This is a genomic window from Natrinema sp. HArc-T2, assembly GCF_041821085.1.
Lineage (GTDB): Archaea > Halobacteriota > Halobacteria > Halobacteriales > Natrialbaceae > Natrinema.
In genome coordinates this window covers 208115-229277 of the sequence record NZ_JBGUAZ010000003.1, presented here as the reverse complement: position 1 = coordinate 229277, position 21163 = coordinate 208115, and the positions used below count along the sequence as shown (strand labels likewise).

Annotated in this window: 19 protein-coding genes and 1 tRNA gene; 11 read left to right on the top strand and 9 right to left on the bottom strand. The window is 62.3% G+C overall.

Annotation, left to right across the window (positions count from 1 at the left end; translation table 11 throughout):
• Positions 1–46 precede the first annotated feature (46 nt).
• Both ACERI1_RS08760 and ACERI1_RS08755 read right to left on the bottom strand, forming a co-directional pair.
• Positions 47–976 (bottom strand): twin-arginine translocation signal domain-containing protein, encoded by a 930-nt coding sequence (locus ACERI1_RS08760; protein ID WP_373617730.1) that lies wholly within the window; start codon positions 974–976, stop codon positions 47–49.
• Positions 977–2125: 1149 nt separating this feature from the next.
• Complete coding sequence (locus tag ACERI1_RS08755; RefSeq protein WP_373617729.1) at positions 2126–2659, bottom strand: hypothetical protein; 534 nt, start codon at positions 2657–2659, stop codon at positions 2126–2128.
• A 673-nt stretch (positions 2660–3332) separates the two neighbouring features.
• Between ACERI1_RS08755 and ACERI1_RS08750 the strand changes: the two genes are divergently transcribed.
• On the top strand, positions 3333–4832 hold the full coding sequence (locus ACERI1_RS08750; protein WP_373617728.1) for a hypothetical protein: 1500 nt from the start codon (positions 3333–3335) through the stop codon (positions 4830–4832).
• Between the two features lie 129 nt (positions 4833–4961).
• On the opposite strand, the gene ACERI1_RS08745 is transcribed toward ACERI1_RS08750, so the two are convergent.
• Entirely contained in the window at positions 4962–5726 is a 765-nt protein-coding gene (locus tag ACERI1_RS08745; protein ID WP_373617727.1) for a hypothetical protein, read from the bottom strand.
• A 277-nt stretch (positions 5727–6003) separates the two neighbouring features.
• On the opposite strand from ACERI1_RS08745, the gene ACERI1_RS08740 reads away from it, so the two are divergent.
• Complete coding sequence (locus ACERI1_RS08740) at positions 6004–7185, top strand: CAP domain-containing protein (RefSeq protein ID WP_373617726.1); 1182 nt, start codon at positions 6004–6006, stop codon at positions 7183–7185.
• A gap of 180 nt (positions 7186–7365) precedes the next feature.
• A complete protein-coding gene (gene radB, locus ACERI1_RS08735) occupies positions 7366–8103 on the top strand; it encodes a DNA repair and recombination protein RadB (RefSeq protein WP_373617725.1) in 738 nt (245 codons plus the stop codon).
• A 106-nt stretch (positions 8104–8209) separates the two neighbouring features.
• Here radB and ACERI1_RS08730 read toward each other — a convergent pair whose 3' ends face one another.
• The gene (locus ACERI1_RS08730) at positions 8210–9367 is read right to left on the bottom strand and encodes a CBS domain-containing protein (protein ID WP_373617724.1); all 1158 of its coding nucleotides are present in this window, start codon (positions 9365–9367) and stop codon (positions 8210–8212) included.
• A 104-nt stretch (positions 9368–9471) separates the two neighbouring features.
• On the opposite strand from ACERI1_RS08730, the gene ACERI1_RS08725 reads away from it, so the two are divergent.
• Positions 9472–9792: a lycopene cyclase domain-containing protein gene (locus ACERI1_RS08725; protein WP_373617723.1), complete on the top strand. Its 321-nt coding sequence runs from the start codon at positions 9472–9474 to the stop codon at positions 9790–9792.
• A gap of 52 nt (positions 9793–9844) precedes the next feature.
• Here ACERI1_RS08725 and ACERI1_RS08720 read toward each other — a convergent pair whose 3' ends face one another.
• Entirely contained in the window at positions 9845–10570 is a 726-nt protein-coding gene (locus ACERI1_RS08720; protein ID WP_373617722.1) for an SCO family protein, read from the bottom strand.
• A 161-nt stretch (positions 10571–10731) separates the two neighbouring features.
• Here ACERI1_RS08720 and ACERI1_RS08715 point away from each other — a divergent pair, with 161 nt between their 5' ends.
• From ACERI1_RS08715 to ACERI1_RS08705, 3 genes are all read left to right on the top strand, one after another.
• The gene (locus tag ACERI1_RS08715) at positions 10732–11475 is read left to right on the top strand and encodes a CAP domain-containing protein (protein ID WP_373617721.1); all 744 of its coding nucleotides are present in this window, start codon (positions 10732–10734) and stop codon (positions 11473–11475) included.
• A gap of 171 nt (positions 11476–11646) precedes the next feature.
• Positions 11647–12429: a YihY/virulence factor BrkB family protein gene (locus ACERI1_RS08710; protein ID WP_373617720.1), complete on the top strand. Its 783-nt coding sequence runs from the start codon at positions 11647–11649 to the stop codon at positions 12427–12429.
• Between the two features lie 83 nt (positions 12430–12512).
• Positions 12513–13277 (top strand): hypothetical protein, encoded by a 765-nt coding sequence (locus ACERI1_RS08705; protein WP_373617719.1) that lies wholly within the window; start codon positions 12513–12515, stop codon positions 13275–13277.
• Positions 13278–13336: 59 nt separating this feature from the next.
• Here the strand turns inward: ACERI1_RS08705 and ACERI1_RS08700 are convergent, their stop codons facing one another.
• The 4 genes from ACERI1_RS08700 to ACERI1_RS08685 all read right to left on the bottom strand — a co-directional run bounded on the left by ACERI1_RS08700 (position 13337) and on the right by ACERI1_RS08685 (position 16962).
• Positions 13337–14245 carry an AEC family transporter gene (locus ACERI1_RS08700; RefSeq protein ID WP_373617718.1) on the bottom strand — a complete coding sequence of 303 codons (909 nt, stop codon included), beginning with the start codon at positions 14243–14245 and terminating at the stop codon, positions 13337–13339.
• A gap of 67 nt (positions 14246–14312) precedes the next feature.
• Positions 14313–15071: a hypothetical protein gene (locus ACERI1_RS08695; protein ID WP_373617717.1), complete on the bottom strand. Its 759-nt coding sequence runs from the start codon at positions 15069–15071 to the stop codon at positions 14313–14315.
• Between the two features lie 136 nt (positions 15072–15207).
• On the bottom strand, positions 15208–16596 hold the full coding sequence (locus ACERI1_RS08690; RefSeq protein ID WP_373617716.1) for a selenium-binding protein SBP56-related protein: 1389 nt from the start codon (positions 16594–16596) through the stop codon (positions 15208–15210).
• A 291-nt stretch (positions 16597–16887) separates the two neighbouring features.
• Positions 16888–16962: transfer RNA gene (locus ACERI1_RS08685), tRNA-Val, on the bottom strand.
• A gap of 187 nt (positions 16963–17149) precedes the next feature.
• Here ACERI1_RS08685 and trpD point away from each other — a divergent pair.
• Genes trpD through trpG form a run of 4 tightly spaced genes read left to right on the top strand, consistent with a single transcriptional unit; the run spans position 17150 to position 21139 of the window.
• A complete protein-coding gene (gene trpD, locus ACERI1_RS08680; RefSeq protein ID WP_373617715.1) occupies positions 17150–18166 on the top strand; it encodes an anthranilate phosphoribosyltransferase in 1017 nt (338 codons plus the stop codon).
• Positions 18163–18819 (top strand): phosphoribosylanthranilate isomerase, encoded by a 657-nt coding sequence (locus tag ACERI1_RS08675; RefSeq protein ID WP_373617714.1) that lies wholly within the window; start codon positions 18163–18165, stop codon positions 18817–18819. Before trpD ends, ACERI1_RS08675 begins: the two co-directional genes overlap by 4 nt.
• A 5-nt stretch (positions 18820–18824) precedes the next feature.
• Positions 18825–20504, top strand: coding sequence for an anthranilate synthase component I (trpE, locus tag ACERI1_RS08670; protein ID WP_373617713.1), 1680 nt, complete (start codon positions 18825–18827; stop codon positions 20502–20504).
• A gap of 53 nt (positions 20505–20557) precedes the next feature.
• The gene (gene trpG / locus ACERI1_RS08665) at positions 20558–21139 is read left to right on the top strand and encodes an anthranilate synthase component II (RefSeq protein WP_373618156.1); all 582 of its coding nucleotides are present in this window, start codon (positions 20558–20560) and stop codon (positions 21137–21139) included.
• Positions 21140–21163 lie beyond the last annotated feature (24 nt).

Here is a 21163-nt window from a genome sequence, read left to right as displayed (position 1 = left end):
CTGCGGGGGGTGACGCTATCCAGTAGATGTGCGTCTCCTGTAGGTGTCAGTCGAAGAGGAGGCCGTTGAGGTAGTCTTTGAGCGTCCGCGAGCCAGCGGTCGAGGTCGTCTCAGTAGCCTTCGCTTCAGTAGTAGTGGCTTGACGCCCGTCATTTCTCTGATTAGCCGCCTGGTTGACTGTTACGTCGTTCTCCGCAGAGGCAGTGGACTCCGCAGCCGAGCCACCGCTTGCATCGACGTTCACTTCGACGTTCTCGCCGATCTCACCAGGTTTACCATCGCCACCGCCGTCACCGCCGTCACCACAATTTATCGGCCCTTCGGTAAACGCCTCTCCGCGGAGCGTGAGTGTCGCGGTCGTCGCTCCGGTTGCGTCGAACGATTCACTCCCGCTGACGACCCCTTCACAGTCCGCCGTGTAGGTCTGGTTCACAAGCGTTCCAGTTGCGTCCGCCACGGTCAGACTGGCGGTCGACCCCGGACACGCACACGCCGAGAACGAGACGCCCGAGCAAGACAGGTCGAAGCTGTTTACGAATGTCGAACTCAGACAACAGGCCTCGAACGTCGCGTTGCTGATGTCGGGGCGGCCGCCCTGTTCGCGTACAGGCAGGCAAAACTCACTCTGGGTATTTACCTCCGGGCAAGTAAACGTTACCTCTTCCTGCCCACCCTTTAGCCGTACCCTCTTCATGCACGTGTTGCTGCCCGTCGATATCGAGATGCATCCTTTTCCGGCGTCGTTGACCGTGAACGACCCACCACAATCAAGATTGTACGTTCTGTAATTTGCGCTGTTGAACGTTTCGATATTTATAGTTTGACAGTCGGTCAAACACGAAGTTTGCGCTACTGCTGTTCCACTTACTGCCCCAAGTGTTCCTCCTGCGACGACAGCCCCACCAGCCGCCTTCATCACGTCGCGACGATTGATATCAATTCTCTTCTCGTCCTCTTGTTTAGCGTCCTTTCGCATTGTTCGTAAACCACCCGTCCTGATGGCGGGTGAGTTACAGACTTACAGAGAGGTTATTAAACAGAAATCATCGTTTCTCCCGATTTCAGGTTCAATAGAAAAGTTCCGTAGCTTTAAGTGAAAACCGCATCCCACAGGGCAGGGATACGCGAGACGATAACTCTACAGCCACCCTCTACAAGGATTCCAGCTTGTAGCGCTCAAGTACGCTAATCGTGTAAGGGGTTTCATCAGGAGAACCCAGGCTGTTTCCTGTCACGACAGGCAGTTCCATGCCCACCACCGCGGGGGTAAGAAACTCGGTGGAAGGTATGGTGTTCAGATTAGCTTGCCGTCCTGATAGTACCCTCTCCTCCGCTGTACACAGGAGGGACCGTGTACAAGAGAGATGACTGAACCAAAGCCTGCCTCGTTCGTGGTTGCACTCTCCACATCGGTCGTGGCGGTGTCCGGTCGAAACATGGCCGTGTCCTCCTTGCCTTTGATCAGCGCAACAGCTGAACTCCTCATGAGACGATAGATATCACGGTGATGCGGAGCCGTGGTAGCGCTACCTGTGTTTAAAATGTACGCATACCACTCTCGGCAAGAATAGAGGACAAGAGTAAAAATTCAGATATACTAGGAAACTTTCTATCGGATCTTCTCTACACGTAAATCACCAGAGAGACATCGGCTTATAGTAGCCAAGAACAGCCTCGGAGAGGTTACCCCAGCAAGGCCTTCCTTGTCTCCATTGTCGATCACTAGATCGTATGTCGTGGACGCGGCCATGGAAATCTGCTAGAGTTCCACTGAGTGCTCTTGGATCATTTCGTTTGTCGATCAGCCTAGTACCGACATAATCGGGAGCGTTCAAGCACATCCTCCAGCGGCTCAGCGGCTACTGCTGGGAGACTGACGCTGGGTGAGCGGGAGCAGGCGTGTACTATGTCTGCCGAGTCGCAGCCATAACCGTCTGAGCGAGGGTATGCTCCCTGCGGTCTGCGACCCACAGAAATATAACCGTCCTTTTGTCCACAGTGAGCCGACCTTGTAAGCCAGAACATAAAAATTCATGAAACTACCGAGTGCAGCCGGATCAGCCATTACGCGGAGCTTTGCAGCTAGGCTCTACGTCTACGCCAAAAAAGATTTAATTGTACGAACTTAGCCGAAGATGGCCAGGTTGCGGAGGTTAGCTGCTGCAGCGTTAGCGACCTGCTCCTTGTTGTTACTCTGGTCGGCACGCTGGATCACTTGAGCGTCGTTGTTCACGGTGGCCGAGGCGTTGTCAACCGAGCCGCCGCTGCTATCAACGGTAATCGTCGTACCGTTCTCTGTGGCCTGACCATCGAAGGGCATGCCGGGCACACTCTGACCCTGAGTCTCGGCGTTGCGAGATCCACTGCCAGGTGCGAAAACGTCTCCCGTCGCATTCTCGCTGACGGAGACAGTGACGGCACCACCGTCACCACCTTCGACGGACGCAGTGCCGTTCTGGTAGACCGCTGCGTCTTGGTCATTTATGTTGACCTGTCGTCCTTGACTGTCCTGGACAACGCGTGTGTCTGCATCCTGAAGCGAGATATCTCCGGCACCGCCATGGTCACCGTGATCTGCGCCACCAGCTGCTGCCGTTCCAGCGAGAGCGATGCTCGCGATCATCGCTACCGCCAGTGCGATTGTGATTGTTCGTTTCATAGTTTATTAGGCACGCGTCAGCGAAGCGGGAGCCTGTGGAACAGGGCTGGCCGCCATCGCAGAGCCACGGCTCTGCACAGATGAGCCACGCCAGCTCCTATTAGCCTCCCGTTCGCGGCGCGTTGCCCAGTCGGTGGACAGTACGGAGACCTATTTCAACCCCAGAAACGGTTTCAAGCCGAATCATGGGATTGCTAGATACGAAATCGGGACTACGCTGAGGAGGATAGGCATACATCACCTGCGGGAGAGCACTTGTCGTTGATATTTGGGATCTATTTTGATATTTCCTCACTGTTTTCTCTTGTCGTCCCGCCCCCGTTTTGTACCGAAATACCGCCTTTCATCCTTCCTAACTGAGCTCTATTATTGAAACAGTCAGAATTTCCTGCTGAAACGGTCTGAGCGCCATTATTGGATCTTGTAATGTGGAAACATGACTCAGTATCTATTCGGGTCCGAAGGTCTTGGTTTCGGTCTTTAGCACCTGTCTTCGGTTGAGTAGACTCCTTCATCCCATCGACAACTGATCAATAACAATGTCTATCATCCGGGAAGGGTGGTTTGCGCCGTGGAGATGCGGAAACAAAGGACTCTCACGGCATAGATCAAACGAACCATGACAAGCAATACGACAAGACGGTCACGAGCTACGACAGTCCTTATGGCCTGTATGGTAGCCTTGGCGATGATGGGAGCTGGTGTCCCGGCAGCCACCGCAGGCAGCAACAACGACTCCACTGACAGACCAGTATACACGCTCGAGAACGGCGAGGAGCTGTATCTGGTCTTCGGTGCTGATCTCAGTAACCAATCGCTCGAAGAATACGTTGATACGCACGCGGGCGATTCAGCCGAGTCCGCGGCTGACGTCATCCAGTACCAGGATGTCGATCAGGTCAATATCAACGAGCAGGGCTCTGCCGTGTCCGTTTCGATCGATGGTGGCGAAGCGACCGCCATCCAAGAGGCGAACCAGTACAACGACAACGAGCAGCGCGGTTCAGCCACTGCCGAGAATATCCTGGGGAGCGAAAAAACGCAGTTCGACAACGTCGGTAGCGTCAATATAATCATTGGCAACAGTGGTGACCAGCAATTCGACGGCTGGGGCGTCAAAGACAAGAAGGGTGATGACGAGACGATCACTCAGGAGGCCCTCGCAGCTGTAGATCAGTCACAGGACGTCGGGCAGGTGAACTACAACAACCAGAGCACTGCGTTCGCCATGGCCGTCAACGACAGCGACGCGACCGCAGTCCAGCAGTCGTACCAGCGCAACGAGAACCTGCAGCAAGGGGTCGCCAACGCGTCCAACGTCTACCTCGGTGACGGTCAATTCGGTCACAAGAAGGACAAGTCTGGCGATAGCGGTCTATCCACGGGACAGAGCGCTGAGGCACTCGTCACGCAACAACAGGATGTCGACCAGGCGAACCTCAACGAACAGCGTGGCGCCGTCGCTATCGCGGTTGGCGAGAACAGTACTGCGACAGCAGTCCAGTTCACTGACCAGAGCAACCTCAACCAGCAGATCGGCGAGGCCAGCGCATCGAACGTGCTGGCGTCCACCGCCGGAATGAACGTCGCAACTGCGGGCGGCGTCAGCGAGGGCGTCCTCTCGACTGAAACCGATCTGGCCAAGCCCGACAAGAAGAGCAAGGACGGCGGCGAGCAGACCGCGACCGCCGGCGTTGCTCAAGAACAGAGCGTCGAACAGCGGAACATCAATCTGCAAAACAGCGCGATGGCCATCGCACAGAACGGAAGTGAGGCGACCGCCGTCCAGCTGGCGTACCAGCAGAACTACAACGTCCAGATCGGCTACGCGAACGCGCTGAACGTCTACGCGAGTCCAGGCTACACCTCTGAAGACATCTCTCGAACCTCGAGTACGACAGTCACGCTCGACGGCAACTCGGGTACTGCTACCCCCGGCATGTCGTACGATTACGCCGCTAACGCCACGCAGACGAACGACATCGATCAGGATGCGACCGCGGCGATTGCACAGTACCAGTTCATTACGCAGGAGAATCTGAACGAGCAGCACACCTCCGTCGCAGTCGCCGAGAACGGTGGAAGTGCCGGCAGCTCGCAGCTCACTATGCAAGAGAACGAGAACGTCCAGTTCACGTCCGTCTCCTCGACGAACGTCTGGGCCGGCGCGTAACCAATTTGGTCACACGGTCGGTTTTCGACCGACGTGACTGCTAGTTTCCGCTTCTTTTGGACTTCGGCCCCGTGTTATCGATCGGATAGAGCTCAGTGTACGCAGACGGTCGTTCTAACGTTCGGTGGACTAATCTTCTGTTCCAGATTCGGCTGTGTTCCCATCCCCGTCGTCCCGGTGCTCGGCGAGCGCTTCGTCGATCGTCAACTCGCCGGCAGCGACCCGACGGGCCAGCACCTCGTCGATCGCTCGATTCTCCTCGCTTTGCTCGCGCGAGCGGTCCTTGATCACCTGTAACTCGCCCTCCGTCGGCTCGATATCGCGCGCGTCGACGACCTCTCCTTCGAGCCGTGCGATATTCACCGCCGCCAGCACGTCACCCATCCCTCGCGTGCCCGTGCCGAGATAGGGGGTCGTCCCCGTCTCGTCGACGAGTTCGACCTGCACGTCCTCAAGGTCGGTGATGAGTTTCGCGCCCTCGAGCCGGGAGCCGTCGCCGATCCGGACGATCGGGGCGGGTGCTTCGGCGGCCTCGCGCTGGATGACGTCGACGGCGTCGCCGAGTGGCACCTGGAAGGCGGCGACGACGGTCTCGCCGGTGAGGACGGCGATCCCGGGTTTGCGGCCGGGATCGACGCCGATGACCGTCCGACCGCCATCACCGCGAACCGCGGCCAGCGCCTGGTCGACGGCCCGCCGGGGGTCGTCGGGGTCGGCGACGATCGTCGGCACGCTTGCGAAGTCGTCGGCGTGAGCGTCTCCAGTGACGACGACGTCAGTGTGGTCGGGCAGCTCCGCGTCCGGTTCGACGGTCGTAAACGTCGTCCCGCGCTCGCGGAGTTCGTTGACGACGCCGTGGTATACCTCGAAGTCTGACGTGGCGACGACGATCACAGGAGTGGCTTCGGTTCCGCACCGAATAAACGTATACGAACGCCCGTGTCGGTCACGAAGACCGATCACACGATCATCGCCGGCAACGGCGAGACACGACCGAACAATTACTGACAGGATTCCGTGTGTCTCTATACCGTACTCTTTGTTCAGACCTAAAGACTGAACAGGTACAGGAGACAGTTCATTACAACTTATTTTCTCGTTTTACGTGCTGATGAGTAGATTAGCAAGACTGGGTATTACCCTCACCATCGTTGCGGTGCTCGTGGTGAGTATGGCCGGGACGGGGGTTGCAGCGACTGCACCACCCGCCACGGCAACAGACACGACAGAGACCGAGATCGCGACTGTAACCGATGCCACGACGACGAGTAGCAATACGATACCTGCGCTGTTCCAGCAGAACCAGGCCGACTCCTGTTCCCCGCTCGAGACGTGGCTGGCCGATATTTTCACGACATATGGCCTGTCGGTCCCCGACAGCCTCTCCGACTGTCCTGGCCACGACCAGGGCGCTGACGATACTGACGAGCCATCGGAAACGGGATCGGATGGGTCTGTCTGGGACGGTGACTCTGACACCGAGACGACGACGGACGACAGCGGTACCGACGATACTGTCGAGCAGACTGAAGAGACGAGCGACACGACCGATGGGTCGTCCGACAGTGACGAGTCAGAGACAACTGACACGACCGATTCGGCTGACACCGATTCTGGTTCCGATGCTGGTGACACAACCGACTCGAGTGAGACTGATGGGTCCGAGACCGACGACGGAACCGACGAAGACACCACGACGGACAATCAGGACAGCGATCAGACCGAACCCTCGACTGGCGAGGAAACCGACGGAGACACCGCGACGGACGACCAGGACAGCGGTCAGACTGAATCCTCGACTGGCGAGGAAACCGACGGAGACACCACGACGGACGACCAGGACAGCGGTCAGACTGAATCCTCGACTGACGAGACAACCGACGGCTTCGACCGCGCCGCCGTCGAACGCAGCATCCACGAGGCCGTCAATGACGAACGCGCCGCGCGTGGTCTGAACGAACTGGCGTTCGACACGGAACTCCGTGACATCGCACGCGAGCACAGCCGGGACATGGCCGAGAGAGGGTACTTCTCACACACGAGCCCTGAAGGAGATACCTTCGGCGACCGGTACGCCGACGCGGGATACACGTGCCGTGTCGATGGCAGCGGCAACACGTACTACACTGGCGGCGAGAACATCGCGCAGACGTGGTACGACACACCCGTTCGAACCGATGGTGGAACCGACACATACACCACCGAAACCGAACTCGCAAATGCGATCGTCACCCAGTGGATGAACTCGCCGGGTCACAGAGAGAACATCCTCGCGTCGCAGTGGGAAAACGAGGGTATCGGCGTCTACGTCACTGACGACGGCAAAGTGTACGCCACACAGAACTTCTGCTAACTGCTGCGCACACACCTCATTTTTCGCGCACGCATCACAGTTGGGACCAGACCGTGATCGATTTCTGGAGTGCTCCTCGAGCGCGATCACAGTCTGTCGAATACCGATCGCACACGACAGCCGACGCCGACCGTCGGACAGTTCCGGGGCCTTTTTCCTCACAGCCAGCTAACTCGACCCGTGACTGATGAGGCGATTTCGACCGGCTGTGACCCGGTCGACGAGTTGCTTGGTGGGGGGTTCGAACGCGGGACTGTCACGCAGTTGTACGGTCCACCGGCTGCCGGGAAGACCAACCTCGCGCTGTCGGCGGCCGTCGAAACGGCCGTCGACGGTGGGACCGTCGTCTATATCGACACCGAAGGCATCTCCGTCGACCGCTTCCAGCAGTTGCTCGAGGCCACCGTCGACGACGGACCGGCTCGTTCGCGCGCCGGCGCTGACGACGCTATCGAAGCGGTCGCCTCACGGATCGTCATCGAGGACGTCTTGGACTTCGAGGAACAAGCCGAAGCCGTCCGCGACGCCGAGGAGTTCGCCGAGCGTGCGGATCTGATCGTCTTGGACAGCGCGACCGGGTTCTACCGACTCGAGCGCACCGCCGACGGCGACGAGGGCGAGGCGTTGCGCAGCGTCACCCGGCAGGTGACACACCTGCTCTCGCTGGCTCGAAAACACGATCTCGCGGTCGTCCTGACGAACCAGGTCTTTTCTGATCCAGACTCGGATCGCACCCGCGGGCTTGGCGGCAATACCTTGGAACATTGGACCGGTGCCGTCGTCCGCCTCGAGCGATTCCGGGGTGGCAATCGACGGGCGACGCTCGAGAAACACCGCTCGAAACCCGCGGGTGAATCGGTCCAGTTCCGGATTACGGAAGCCGGGCTCGAGGGTGCTGACGAGATGGGCCGTCCCTGAGAGGTCGGCGTTCGATTACCTACGAGTGCTTTCATTCTGTGGAATCCGCTGTCCTCTCCCATCCACGCGCAAAAAATGCGACAGCCGTCGTCCGAGCGCGACCGATCTAGATCTCGTTGAGCTTCCGCAGGAGCTGGCCGCGGTACTCCTCGTCACTGGTGACGCCCTTGAGCTCTAAGACGTTGCGCTCGAGTTTGTCCAGTGCGACGCGGAAGGCGTTCTCGGCACCGTAGCCTTCGCCGGTGCCGGCGACCTGGCCCTTGTTAGTTCGCAGGCGGATCTGCGACTGCACGAGCGGGGTGCCACGGAGTTTCTCGTTGTGTTCGTGGAAGCGGACGTGGGCGTGCATCACCTGCATGTCTGCGTACTTGTCCGAGACGTCCTCGATACTCTGGACGATCGACTCCCGGGTGATGGTGTCGAGCATCGAGATGTTGGTGATCTGAACGTCCATGTGCTCTTCTTCGGTGAACGTCAGCGCGCGCAGGATGTCCGTCTTGGTGATAATGCCGATGACGACGCGGTCGTCGTCCGCCGGCGTGACCATTAGGCCCGCGTAATCGTCCTTGAGCATCGCCTCGGCGGCTTCCTTGGCGGTGGCATCGAGCGTCGTCGTCTGGACGGGGCTGTTCATGATGTCGTAGACGGGCACGTCGAGCATCCGCTGGCTGTCGCCGACCCGGTCGCCGGTCGTCGTCGTGTCGTCCTCTCGGATGACGAAGTCGGCGATGTCGTGAGTCGTCACGACGCCCGAGAGGTAGCCGTTCTCGTTGAGAATCGGCAGCCGGGAGATGCCGTGTTCTCGGAGCAGATTGATCGCCTTGCCGATCCCGTCGTCCTCACGGAGCGTGACTGGGTCGTCGGTGTAGATGTCCTCGACGGTGAGGGCATCGAGGTTATCCAGGACCGCCTCGAGGATGTCGTCGTTGCTGATGACGCCCCAGAGGTCGCCGTGTTCGAATACCGGCGCGACCTTCGCGTTGCTCTCGACGAGGACGCGTGCGGTCTCGCGGACGTCTTCCTGCCGGTCGACCTTGGGTGATGGCGTGCTCCGGCTTGGTTTGGTGAGTGCCGACACCTTGGCGTCGTCTTCGACGTGAGACTGGAGGACCTCTCGCTCGCTGATGACGCCCTCGTACTCCCCGTCGTTGGTGACGATGATTCCCTTGGGGTTGCCGTTCTCGAACTGCGAACGGACTTTCCCCATGCGCGTGCCAGCATCGACTTCGATAAACTCCGTAGTGGCGATATCAGCGATATTCATCCTTCTGCCCTGATGTACTGCCCCCCACGTATTTAAGATACTGCCCGTTTTGTCCGGGTGGCGCCAGCCCAGGTGTTTTTATAGCAGCCGTTGAATTGCAGCCGATGCCCGACATCAGCGTCTTCGGTCGGTACACCTACCTCGTCACCGAGCTCGTGTGGGGAACTGTCGCCGCCATCCTGTTACGTCGCGCGAACGCGCTCCGAAAGGCAGCGGTGACGATCCTCGCACTGTACCCGATCGCCTACGTCTGGGACCGGTATACCCTCGCCGTCGGCGTCTTCGACATCAACCTTCGGACCGGTGTCGACATTGCCGGGATTCCGCTCGAGGAACACCTGTTCATGGCGGTCGTCCCCGGACTCGTCGTTGGGGTTCACGAGACGATTTTTGGCGACGGGGCGGAGAACAGTCACTCTGGATGAGCGTGCGTGTGGGGCCGGGGAGCCATAACCGCGAGCTGCGGTGAGCGAGGGATCAGCCTTCTCGTTCGCGCAGCGTCGCCAGATCGTCGTTGATCTCCTGTCTGGACACCCGCGGCGACTCGGGATTTTGTTGGGCCTGGAGTTTGTACGCGCGTTCGACGTACCCCTTCTTGTTCGCGAGCAGGATCACACCCGTGTGTGAGAACATGTAGGCGTCCATGTCCTCCGGCTCCGTTTTGGTGAAATACACGCCGTAGTTCTCCTGAACGACCTCCTTCGCGCGGTCCTTGTTCTCGGGCCGCAGGAAGTACCAGTTCCCGTCGTCCATCTCGACCCGGTGTTTGTCTGCCCACTCCCGGAAGGCGTCGGCGTCGTCTCTGGCGGGGTCGAACGTCGTCTCGACGAACGACACCTGATCACTGTATCCTTCCTCGCGTGCGTAGTCCTGCGTCTGCGCCATGAGGGCGGTCAGACGCGGACACATCGTCATACAGGTCGTGTAAATGAACGTCACCAGCAGATCCGTCTCGAAGTCGTCGGGCATCGAGAACTCCGTCCCGTCCCGCAACGGGGCCGGCAGGGTCGCCGACGGGAGCGCCTCGCCATGCGTCGGGAACGGGAGGTTAGACGGGTCATCGACTCCCTCCCACTCTTTGGCGTCGAGATACGTATTCGAGTTCGACTCGCCGTCGCTCCCGTTGCCGATCATACCCATACACCCGCTCAGACTCAGTGCGACACCGGAGCCAACTGACGCAAGCAGTGTCCGTTTGCGCATCAATATCGACCGTTGCAGTCTCAGCGTAAAGCATCATCTGGTATAGTCCTCGAAACTCCCTCCTCGAGCGAGCGGACGACCGTTGTATCAAACGCTGTGGATGTCTCAGCCATTGTGAGCGGTCGCGGTCCTCTTGTAGCCACGGGCCAACTGTCGACGCGATGGATCGGCGGCGGCCTGCGACCGAAGAAACGAACGCCGGCGGGAGCACCGACCGTGGACTCGTGCGGGGACTGGTGAACCTCCTCGTCGCCATCGTCCTCGTCTGTTCGCTCGCGCTCGGAACCGCCCTCTTTGCACCGCAGCTCATCGACGGTCTCGACATCGGCGAGCAGCCCTCTCCCAGTCCCGAGCCGCCACCAGCCGGCGAGCGAAACCCCACAGTGGTCGATCCTGGGGATCTGGGAAACTCGAGTTACGAAACCGACGTCGAGGTCGTTCGCTCCGCGACCGTCGAGGACTTCGTCCACGCCAAAATTAACGACCGACGGGCTGCCCACGACCTCCCGCCGCTCGAGTGGGATGGGACAGTTGCGTCCGTCGCGCGCGCACACAGCACCGATATGGCCCGCCGTGACTACTTCGCCCACCGGAACCCGGACGGAGAAGCACCCGGCGATCGCTTTCAGGACGTCGGTGACTACTGTCGGGGATACGGCGAGAACATCGCTAAAACGTGGCTCGGTCGACGCGTCAGCCAAGCAGACGGCGACGGTATCGTTCGCCACCGAACCGCCGAAGGGCTCGCCACCGGACTGGTCAACCAGTGGATGAACTCCACGTCCCACCGGCAGGCCATTCTCGAGGAGGGACGTACGCCAAGCTGGGACCGCGCCGGTGTCGGCGTCTACATCACCGACGACGGCGCGGTCTACGCGGGGCAGAACTTCTGTCAGGAGTGGTGATCGGTCGGTGGATGTTCCCGCCTCGAGTGGAACTCCCGACTGAGACGGTCGGGACAACACAACTGGTCTGTCACGATTGCTGACAGCCGCGGCGAAAAGATCGACACTGACCGAGACACAGAGAGTGCGAACGACTTACAGGTTCATGGTCTGCACTACTGTACAGTCCCTATGGAGGTTCCCGAGACGCTCACTGCGATCTATCGGACGGCGAGCGACCGCGATCTGACCTTTCTTGCGGCCGGCTTCGCGTATTACGCGTTCGTGTCGCTCATCCCGCTGGTCTTGCTCGCGCTTGTCGCCGGCTCGATAGTCGGTGGCGAGCAGACAGCCGAGCAGTTGATCACCGCTGCTGGCGACTTCCTCCCGGCGGCAGGCGAGGAACTCGTGACCGATGCCCTGACGACCGAATCCGGGCGCGCTGAGGCGACCATCGTCGCGCTCGTCGTCGCCGCATGGGGTGCGCTCAAAGTCTTCCGGGGACTGAGCCTGGCGTTCGACAAGGTCTACGACGAGGTCGCCGAGGACTCGATGGTTGACCAGATCAAAGACGGGCTCACGGTTATCGTCGCCGGCGCGGGCGCGCTCGTCCTGATGATCGGGATCGGGACACTGCTTGCGATTGTTGCTGATACCATCCCGTTCGTCGGTGCCCTAGGCTGGCTCTCGTTGCTGATCGGGCTCATTTTCGTCTTCCTGCCGATCTACTACGTTCTGCCGCCGATTCCGGTCGATCTGCGCGAGGTGCTCCCCGGCGCGGTCTTCGCCGCCGTCGGCTGGACGCTCCTGCAGGCAGGGTTCCAGCTCTATGCCGCGAATGCGGCCCAGTACGAGGCCTACGGTGCCGTTGGCGTCGTCCTCCTGTTTGTCACCTGGCTCTACTTCGCCGGCATCATCATCCTCGTCGGTGCCGTCCTCAACGTCGTCCGGGCACACCCCCCGCTCGCGGAGTAACTCGATCGAGTCACGATCGTCTCGGAGTCCTGACTGTCGTAACAGGGGAACAGTTATGTCCTCGGCAGCGCCAGACTGCCACCATGAGCGACGAGCATGCAGCCGATTCGGACGGGGCCGACGACGCCGAGTCGGGCGACAGCCTCGAGCCAGGTGGTGGCCCCCAGCGTGTCGTCTCCGAGGAGAGCGTCGACGACATTCTCGCGTCGCTCGATGAGACGAAATCCGAGTCAGCGGACTCGAGCGACACGACCGCCACGACGGACGAGTCCGACGCCGTCACGACCACGTTCGACGAGGACGACGTTCCGGCAGCCGACGAGACGACTGGCGACGCGAGCCAGCCAGACACAGGAGCGGCCACCGAGACTGCGACGGTCGCCCGCACAGCTGCTGACAGCGAGCCGGACGCGGACGCAGCCGACGACAGCGACGACACCGACGACACCGGCGACACCGACACTCCGTCCGAGCCGGATACGACCGCGGACGACGCGACGACGGTCGATGCTGCCGCCTCGAGCCTGCCCGACGACGCCTCGCTCGAGGAGTTGGCCGCGCGCGTCGAGGACGGCACCGTCACAGGCGCAGATGTCCGGGCTGCCGAGGCCGGCGACGGTCGCGAGTCGACCCCCGAGATCGATGAGGTCGATCTCTCGCTTGATGACCTCGAGACGTCTGGCGTCAGTGACACGGGCAGCGGTCCCGACGTACCCAACGATGCCGGTCCGCTGGCCGGCTCGGTCGACCGGGACTCACAGCCAAACGCGAACGACAATGGCGACGACGGCGACAGCGACGACAGTCCGGGACTGCTCGGTCGCCTCAAAAACCTCTTCTCGCTGTAGCACGGCTTCGTTTCGAGACCCACACGCTCGAGGCTTATCGACCGGTGCCGACGTGGTGCTTAGCCGACCAGTGTGATGAGCACGAACAGCGTCGCAATCGAGAGCAGCGTCGTGACGAAGACGTTCAGCGATGCGAACTCCCGGTCACCGCCGAGTTCGTTCGCGAAGACGAACGTCGAGACCGCCGTCGGCGTGCCGAACATCACCACGCTGGCGGTGAACGTCGCCGCGTCGACAGCCAGCGTCGAGAACACGAGCCACGCGAGCACGGGCATCAACCCGATTTTGAGCGCGACGACGGCGGCAGTCGCCTCGAGATCGACGTCGGCGCGATCAACCTGCAGCGATGCGCCCACACAGAGCAACGCGACGGGCAGCGCCAGCGAGCCGACGGCGTCGAGTCCGCTCGCGGCGACCGACGGAATCGTGACTCCGAATGAGCCGACGGCAAGCCCGCCGACCAGCGTCGCCAACACGGGATTGGTCGCGAGCCCGCGGAGTTCCCGTGCGAGCGAGACGTCGGCCCCGTTCAGCGTCGAGAGGACGAGAATCGTCAGCGGCATCTGCGTCAGCGTCACGACACCCAAGACGACGCTCGCGATCGCCGTCACCGACGCGTCGAACGTCGCCGCGACCAGCGGCAAGCCGAGATAGCCCAGATTCGAGTGATACGACTGGACGATCGCGACGCTGCGGCGCGCACTCGAGTCACGGTTGCGGTGGACGAGTGCAGCGAGTCCCACGGTCGTAAACAGGACGAAGAGAAGCCCACCGACCAGTGCCGGCGAGAGCAACTCGCCGATCGCTCGGTCGTAGGTGGAGACGAAGATCAGCGCCGGCAGCGCGACGTAGTACGCGAAGGCGTTCAGTAGTTCGGTCCGACGGCGGTCGAGGATGCCAGTCGTCCGCAATCCGGCACCGACTAGCAACACCGCAAGCAGCGCCAGCAGCCGACCGACGACTTCCATGACAGGGCGCAGTCGACTCGCGGGTTTGTACCGTTCGATTTCGACCGCCGTCCGTATCGTCCCACAGCTACGCCTCGAGACGATGCCGTTGCCCCATCGCCGCCACGCGGAACTCGGTCGTGCCCGTGACGAGGAGGGCACCCCCGACACCAGCGAGGAGAAGCGTGGCGACCGGTGGTGTGAGGCCGGCGACGAGGACGCTGCCACCGACGGCGCCGGCGAGGAAGCCGAACTGGACTGCGAGGACGCTCGCGACGCCCCAGCTGCGACTGACCGGTGCGTACAGCCCCCCGACGGCAACCGTCTCGGCGAGTGCGTGTACCGTCAGGACGGCGAGCGCGACCAGGCCGAACGAGGCGCTCGTCGCGTAGATGCCCGCGATGAGGATTCCTTCGACGACGCGATGGGTCAGTATCGCGCCGAGTGCCGCGTCCGCACAGCCGGCGTGCGGTGACACGCCGTGTCCGCGTCCGACCCAGGCGACCGCCCCGCCGAGCAGTCCGCCGCCGATCGCCAGCAGCCACTGCTGGGTGAGACCCGACAGCAACGCTGCAAGTCCCAGCACGATCACCAGCGCCGTCACCTCACGTCGCGTCGTCACGTCGTGGATGTCCGCGGCGGCAGGGTCGATTCTGTAACGCGAGACGGTTCCGAGGCCGACCGCGACGCCGAGCAGCACCGAAAGCCCGATTGCGATGGCAAACGGAACCGCCGGCTCGTGCCCTCCTGTCGCTGCTGTCTCTGCGCCAGCCCCGTGGGCGCTGACGGTTACGGGCCAGACCGCGAGCGCGACGAACGCAGCCGCAGCCGCTCGGCTCATCCGCATCGTCGCTCACCGGCTTTTGTTGAATGGACAGTCATTGTATTGGAACCGTTTCGCTCGGCCCGCGTTCCGCCGGCGGGCCGTGTCCACACCCCCGCGAGCGGTCGTCGGCTCGAGGGAGCGCCTTCGATCGTCGTTTCTACAGCCAGACGTCGCTCGTGCAGTCGCCGTCGGGCCACCTGATCTCGTGGGCGCGGGCCGGTCCCGCCGGCAGCGTCCCGAAGTCGACGAGGAACTCCTCGTCGAGGGTCATCGTCCCCTTGCGCGGATTCACATCGGCTTTCAGCATCACCGAGCCCTGCTCGCCTTCCTCGGGGAAGAACTGGTCGTCCCACGTCGAGTACAGCGACGTCGTGAAGTACAGACGCTCGCCATCGAGCGAGAGCTGGAGCATCTGCGGGCCGGCGTTGATCGCCCGTCCCTGGACCTCTTGGCGGTCACTGAAGAGTCCGCCCACGGAGATCGTGTCGGCCAGCCGTGGGTTCGACGGATCGGAGATGTCGTACATGCGGACCTCGCCGTGGAGCCAGTTCGCGAAGAACAGGTAGCGGTCGTCCATCGAGACCAGGAGGTCCGTGATGAGGCCGGGGACGGGCATGTCCCAGTCCTCGTGTTCGCGGGCCTCCACGTCGATGACGTTGTCCGCGTGCCACTCACCGTCCTCCCGGTACAGGTGGAACATGTTCGAGGAGAGCGCGGCCCCAACGTAGGCGTGGTCCGATTCGGGGGTGTGTAGGAAGCGCACCTCGAGCGGGATCATCCCCGCTTCGCCGAGGTCGATCGTCTGTTCGACAGTCCGGTCCTCCCAGTTCCAGAAGTGCAGCTTCTGGCCGTATTTCCCGGCTTCGACGTCCTCGAGGTCGAACCCCGGATAGTAGGTTTTCGGCGCGGCCCACTCGCTCGAGACCATCACGTTCCGGCGTGGCTGGTACCAGTAGTCGTAGTTCATTTCGATGTCGCCGGGCGTGTCCCAGCGCCCTTCGATCTCGAAGTCCTCGTTGAGGAGGAGGAACCCGCCCGGGAGGTCGCCGTCGGCGTTGCCCAGCATACTGATCATGATCTGTCCCTCGGGGATGCAGTGGACCGTGTGCGGGGCCGAGAGGTCGTGTTCGAAGACTGCCTCGGGTTCGATCACGTCGACCAGTTCGGGGTTTTCCCGATCTTTCGTGTCGATAATATGGATGCGAGACGAGCGGTTGCCAGGAACGACGAGATATCGTCGTTCTGCCCCCTCGACGTGGCAGGACGACGAACAGGCGTTCCAGCCGAAGTGGTGTAACTCGTCACCGACGGTCGGCATCTCGATCCGATCGATGATGTCACAATAGGTCGACGAGTCGGGGTCGATGTCGACGACAGTCAGCATGTCGGGCGCGTCGATCCCCGTCCCGACGTAGAGGGCTGGGACGTAGGCGACAGTCTCTCGAGTCGCCTCCTCGATCGCGGCCTGTGGCGTCTCGTAGCCCACCGCCCCAGGATGGTGTTCGTGGACGTGACTTTCACTGCCGTGCTTTGAGTGCGAACTCATGTTCTATATTACATCGACCGGTAGCATAAACTAATATCGTGGAAAACAGTGACAATTTTTCGGTCAGGTGTTTCGATGGACCGGTATTCTGCTGGGGAAAGACACAGTTGACTCGAGACGTCTGTGACTGGCTCGAGATGGTTCAGACGATCGGCTTGTACGCGTTAGCACCAGCGACACCCTCGCTCGTCGGTCGTTGATCCGTTAGAACTGAGCTATAGCAATCGTGATGATTTCCGACGAAACGGACCTGTCGCTGCGCTCCGCTTTTCGTCGTTGCGTCGTTAGAAATGGGTTGGGGCAGATTTGAACTGCCGGCCTCCTCCATGTCAAGGAGGTGTCATAACCAGACTAGACCACCAACCCGCCTGGTTTCGGTCTGCGTGACCTCACTGCCACGCTTCCTGACTGCATTCAATCGTTGCTCGCCACCGTAATTGAAGGTTTCGAATCGGACGCCGTACGGGAGTCGCCCTCACGCACCCGGTCGATACGCTTAAGTTGATGTACGGATTTGAGCATTACAAGACAACAACGTACATTGGTGTTCACTATGCAGGAGTACGTCGAACGAGTGACCGAGGGACAGGATCTGACACAGGAAGAGGCTCGAGCGGCGTCGACAGCGGTTTTCGAGGGCGCAACGGAGGCTCAGATCGGCGCACTGCTGACGGCGCTGCGCGCAAAAGGGGAGACGGAAGCCGAGATCGCGGGCTTCGCCGAAGGGATGCGCGATGCGGCCAGAACGATCTCGCCGGACCGGGAGCCGCTGGTCGACACCTGTGGTACGGGCGGAGACGACTACAACACGATCAACGTCTCGACGACGAGCGCGATCGTCGCTGCGGGCGCCGACGTCCCGATCGCCAAACACGGCAACTACTCGGTCTCCTCGTCGTCGGGCAGCGCAGACGTCTTGGAGCAAGTCGGCGTCGATGTCGAGGCCGAACCGCCCGCCGTCGAGGAAGCGATCGAGGACGACGGCATCGGTTTCATGCTCGCACCGGTGTTCCACCCGGCGATGAAAGCCGTCATCGGGCCGCGAAAGGAACTCGGAATGCGGACGATCTTCAACGTGCTCGGGCCGCTGACCAACCCCGCCGGCGCGGATGCACAGGTCGTCGGCGTCTACGACGCTGATCTCGTTTCGACGCTCGCGGACGCGCTCTCGCGGATGGACATCGAGCGCGCGCTGGTCGTCCACGGCGCAGGCACCGACGAGATCGGCATTCACGGCGAGACCGTCGCCGCCGAAGTCGACGGCAGTTCCGTCGAGGAGTATACGCTCGAGCCCGCTGATCTGGGACTCGACGAACACGCGATCGACGATATCGCTGGCGGCGCTCCGGAGGAAAACGCTGCGGACATGCGTGGCATCCTCGAGGGCGACGTGACCGGTGCCAAACGCGACGTCATCCTGGCCAACGCGGGCGCGGCGATCTACATCGCAGGCGAGGCCAACTCGCTCGAGGCTGGTGCCGACGCCGCCCACGAGGCGATCGAATCCGGTGCGGCAGCCCAGAAACTCGAGCAACTCTGTGGCGCGGCGCCACAGCCGGAGGGACGATGACACGCGTCAAGGTCTGTGGACTCACCAACGAAGCCGATCTCGCGGCGGCGGTCGACGCGGGCGCGGACGCGGTCGGCATCATCTGTGACGTGCCGGTCGAGACGCCGCGTGAAGTGTCGCTCGAGCAGGCCACGAAACTGGCGGCTGCCACGCCGCCGTTCGTGACGAGCGTGCTCGTGACGATGGCTGACGACCCCGCCGACGCGGTCGAACTGGTCGAGGCGGTCGAGCCCGACGCGCTCCAACTCCACGGTGGCGCCAGCCCTGACGAACTCGCGTCCCTGCGTACAGACGTTGACATAGAGCTCTTGCTCGCGATCGATGCCGACGACGTGACGAGCGCCGAGGCCTACGACGGCGTCGTCGACGGGCTCATCGTCGACACCGCGGGCGAGGACGGCGGTGGCGGGACCGGCCGGACCCACGATTGGGACCGGACCCGAGAGGCCGCGGCGGCCCTCGAGTCGCCGGTGATCCTTGCAGGTGGGCTCACGCCCGCAAACGTCGCCGATGCAGTCCGGACCGTCGAGCCCTTCGCCGTCGACGTGGCAAGCGGCGTCGAGAAACGCGGCGGCGTCAAGGACGTCGACGCCGTCCAGTCGTTCGTCACTCGAGCGAAGACCGCCCGTCGACCGGCGGAGCTGGAGCCGTGACCACTATGACCGAGTCCGACACCGCCACTGACGAGCCGCCGACGTTCGACATCGACCGCGAAACGTTCCGTGCCCACGCGGGCACGAGCGACGAGCGGTCAGACCAGCCGGCGGTCGTCCGCACCGTCGCGACCCTCGAGGTCGACACGACGCCGCTTGCAGCCTACGCCGCGCTGACCGGTCGATCCGACGCGGGCGACCGCGACCGCGCGCCGTATGCGTTCCTGCTCGAGAGCGCCGAAAAGACCGCCTCGAGCGATCCGGACGGCGCGTTCCGGCCGAGTACTACGGGTGCCGCGCGCCACGCGCGCTACTCCTACGTGGGCTACGATCCCGAGGCCGTCGTGACGGTCGAATCTGGCGATGCGACCGTCGAGGCGCTGACCGACGATGCGCCGCTGTCGGCGATCGAGACGGGTGCAGCGGGCGACACCGTCGACGCGCTCCGGGCGGCGATGCCGGACGTTCGCCTCGAGAACGTCCCCGACCACGACCGCCAGCATCTCGAGGGCGGGTTGGTCGGCTTCTTGGCCTACGACGCCGTCTACGACCTCTGGCTCGAGGAGGTCGGACTCGAACGGCCCGATTCGCGGTTTCCCGACGCGCAGTTCCTCCTGACGACGAAGACGCTGACCTTCGACGAGTGTGACGGGACGGTCTCGCTGGTCTTTACGCCGGTGCTCGAGGCCGACGACGATCCCGAGGCGGTGTACGATACGCTCGTCGACGAGGCGGCTGCTGTTGGGGCGACGCTGCGCGAAGCCGACCGGCCCGACACGGGCGGGTTCGTCCGCGAGGACGAGGTCGCGGGCCCCAAAGACGAGTACGAAGACAGCGTCCGGCAGGCCAAAGAACACGTCCTCGACGGCGACATCTACCAGGGCGTTATCTCGCGCACGCGGGAACTGTACGGCGACATCGATCCGCTTGGCTTCTACGAGGCGATGCGCGAGGTGAACCCGTCGCCGTACATGTACCTGCTCGACCACGACGATCTGACGGTCGTCGGGGCCAGCCCCGAGACGCTCATCTCGGTGCGCGGGCGCGAGGTCATGTCGAACCCGATAGCGGGCACCTGTGACCGGGGCTCGAGTCCCGTCGAGGACCGCCGACTCGCGGGCGAGATGCTCGCCGACGGCAAGGAGCGGGCCGAACACACGATGCTGGTCGATTTGGCGCGCAACGACGTTCGCCGCGTCTCAGAGCCGGGCTCAGTCCGCGTCGACGAGTTTATGAACGTCCTCAAGTACAGCCACGTCCAGCATATCGAATCGACTGTAACCGGCCAGTTGGCCGACGACTCGGATGCGTTCGACGCGACGCGAGCCTCGTTCCCCGCCGGGACGCTCTCGGGCGCGCCGAAGATCCGCGCGATGGAGATCATCGACGACCTCGAGTCCAAGCCCCGTGGCCTCTACGGCGGCGGCGTCGGCTACTACTCGTGGACTGGCGATGCGGATTTCGCGATCGTGATCCGAACCGCGACAGTCGAAAACGAGGGAGACCAGGACCGCGTTACGGTGCAGGCCGGCGCGGGACTGGTCGCAGACAGCGATCCGACCGCCGAGTACGAGGAGACGGAAAAGAAGATGGGTGGCGTTTTAGCGGCGCTCGAGGAGATCGAACGACCGGCTATAGAGTCGGACGCGGGCGACGCCGAAGCGACGCCGGAGGTGAGCCGATGAGCGCGACGACGGACGAGGCGGACGCGAACGGGGCCGATGGGTCGGCGGAGCCGATGATGGTCCTGTTTATCGACAACTACGACTCGTTTACGTACAACCTCGTCGAGTACGTGAGCCAACTGCCCGGTACCGAAACCGAGGTGCTGAAGAACACGGCCTCGCTCGCGGACGTGCGCGCCGTCGACCCCGATGCGATCGTCATTAGCCCCGGCCCCGGTCATCCGAAACACGACCGCGACGTCGGTGTCTCCATGGCCGTGCTCCGTGAACTCTCCCCCGAAGTGCCGACGCTCGGGGTCTGTCTGGGCCTCGAGGCCGCCGTCTACGAGTACGGTGGCACCGTCGGTCGGGCTCCCGAACCGATCCACGGCAAGGCCTCCGCGGTCGACCACGACGGCGAGGGTGTCTTCGCTGGGCTCGAGCAGGGCTTTCGCGCGGGCCGATACCACTCCCTGGTTGCAACCGAGGTCCCCGATTGTTTTGGGGTGTCGGCGACCGCAGACCACGACGAGGAGACGCTCGTTATGGGCGTTCGCCACCGCGAGTATCCCCTCGAGTGTGTGCAGTTCCATCCCGAAAGCGTGCTCACGGCGGCTGGCCACGACGTGATCGAAAACTTCCTCGCACAGGTCTGAGTCCGACGAGACGACGGCTATCGT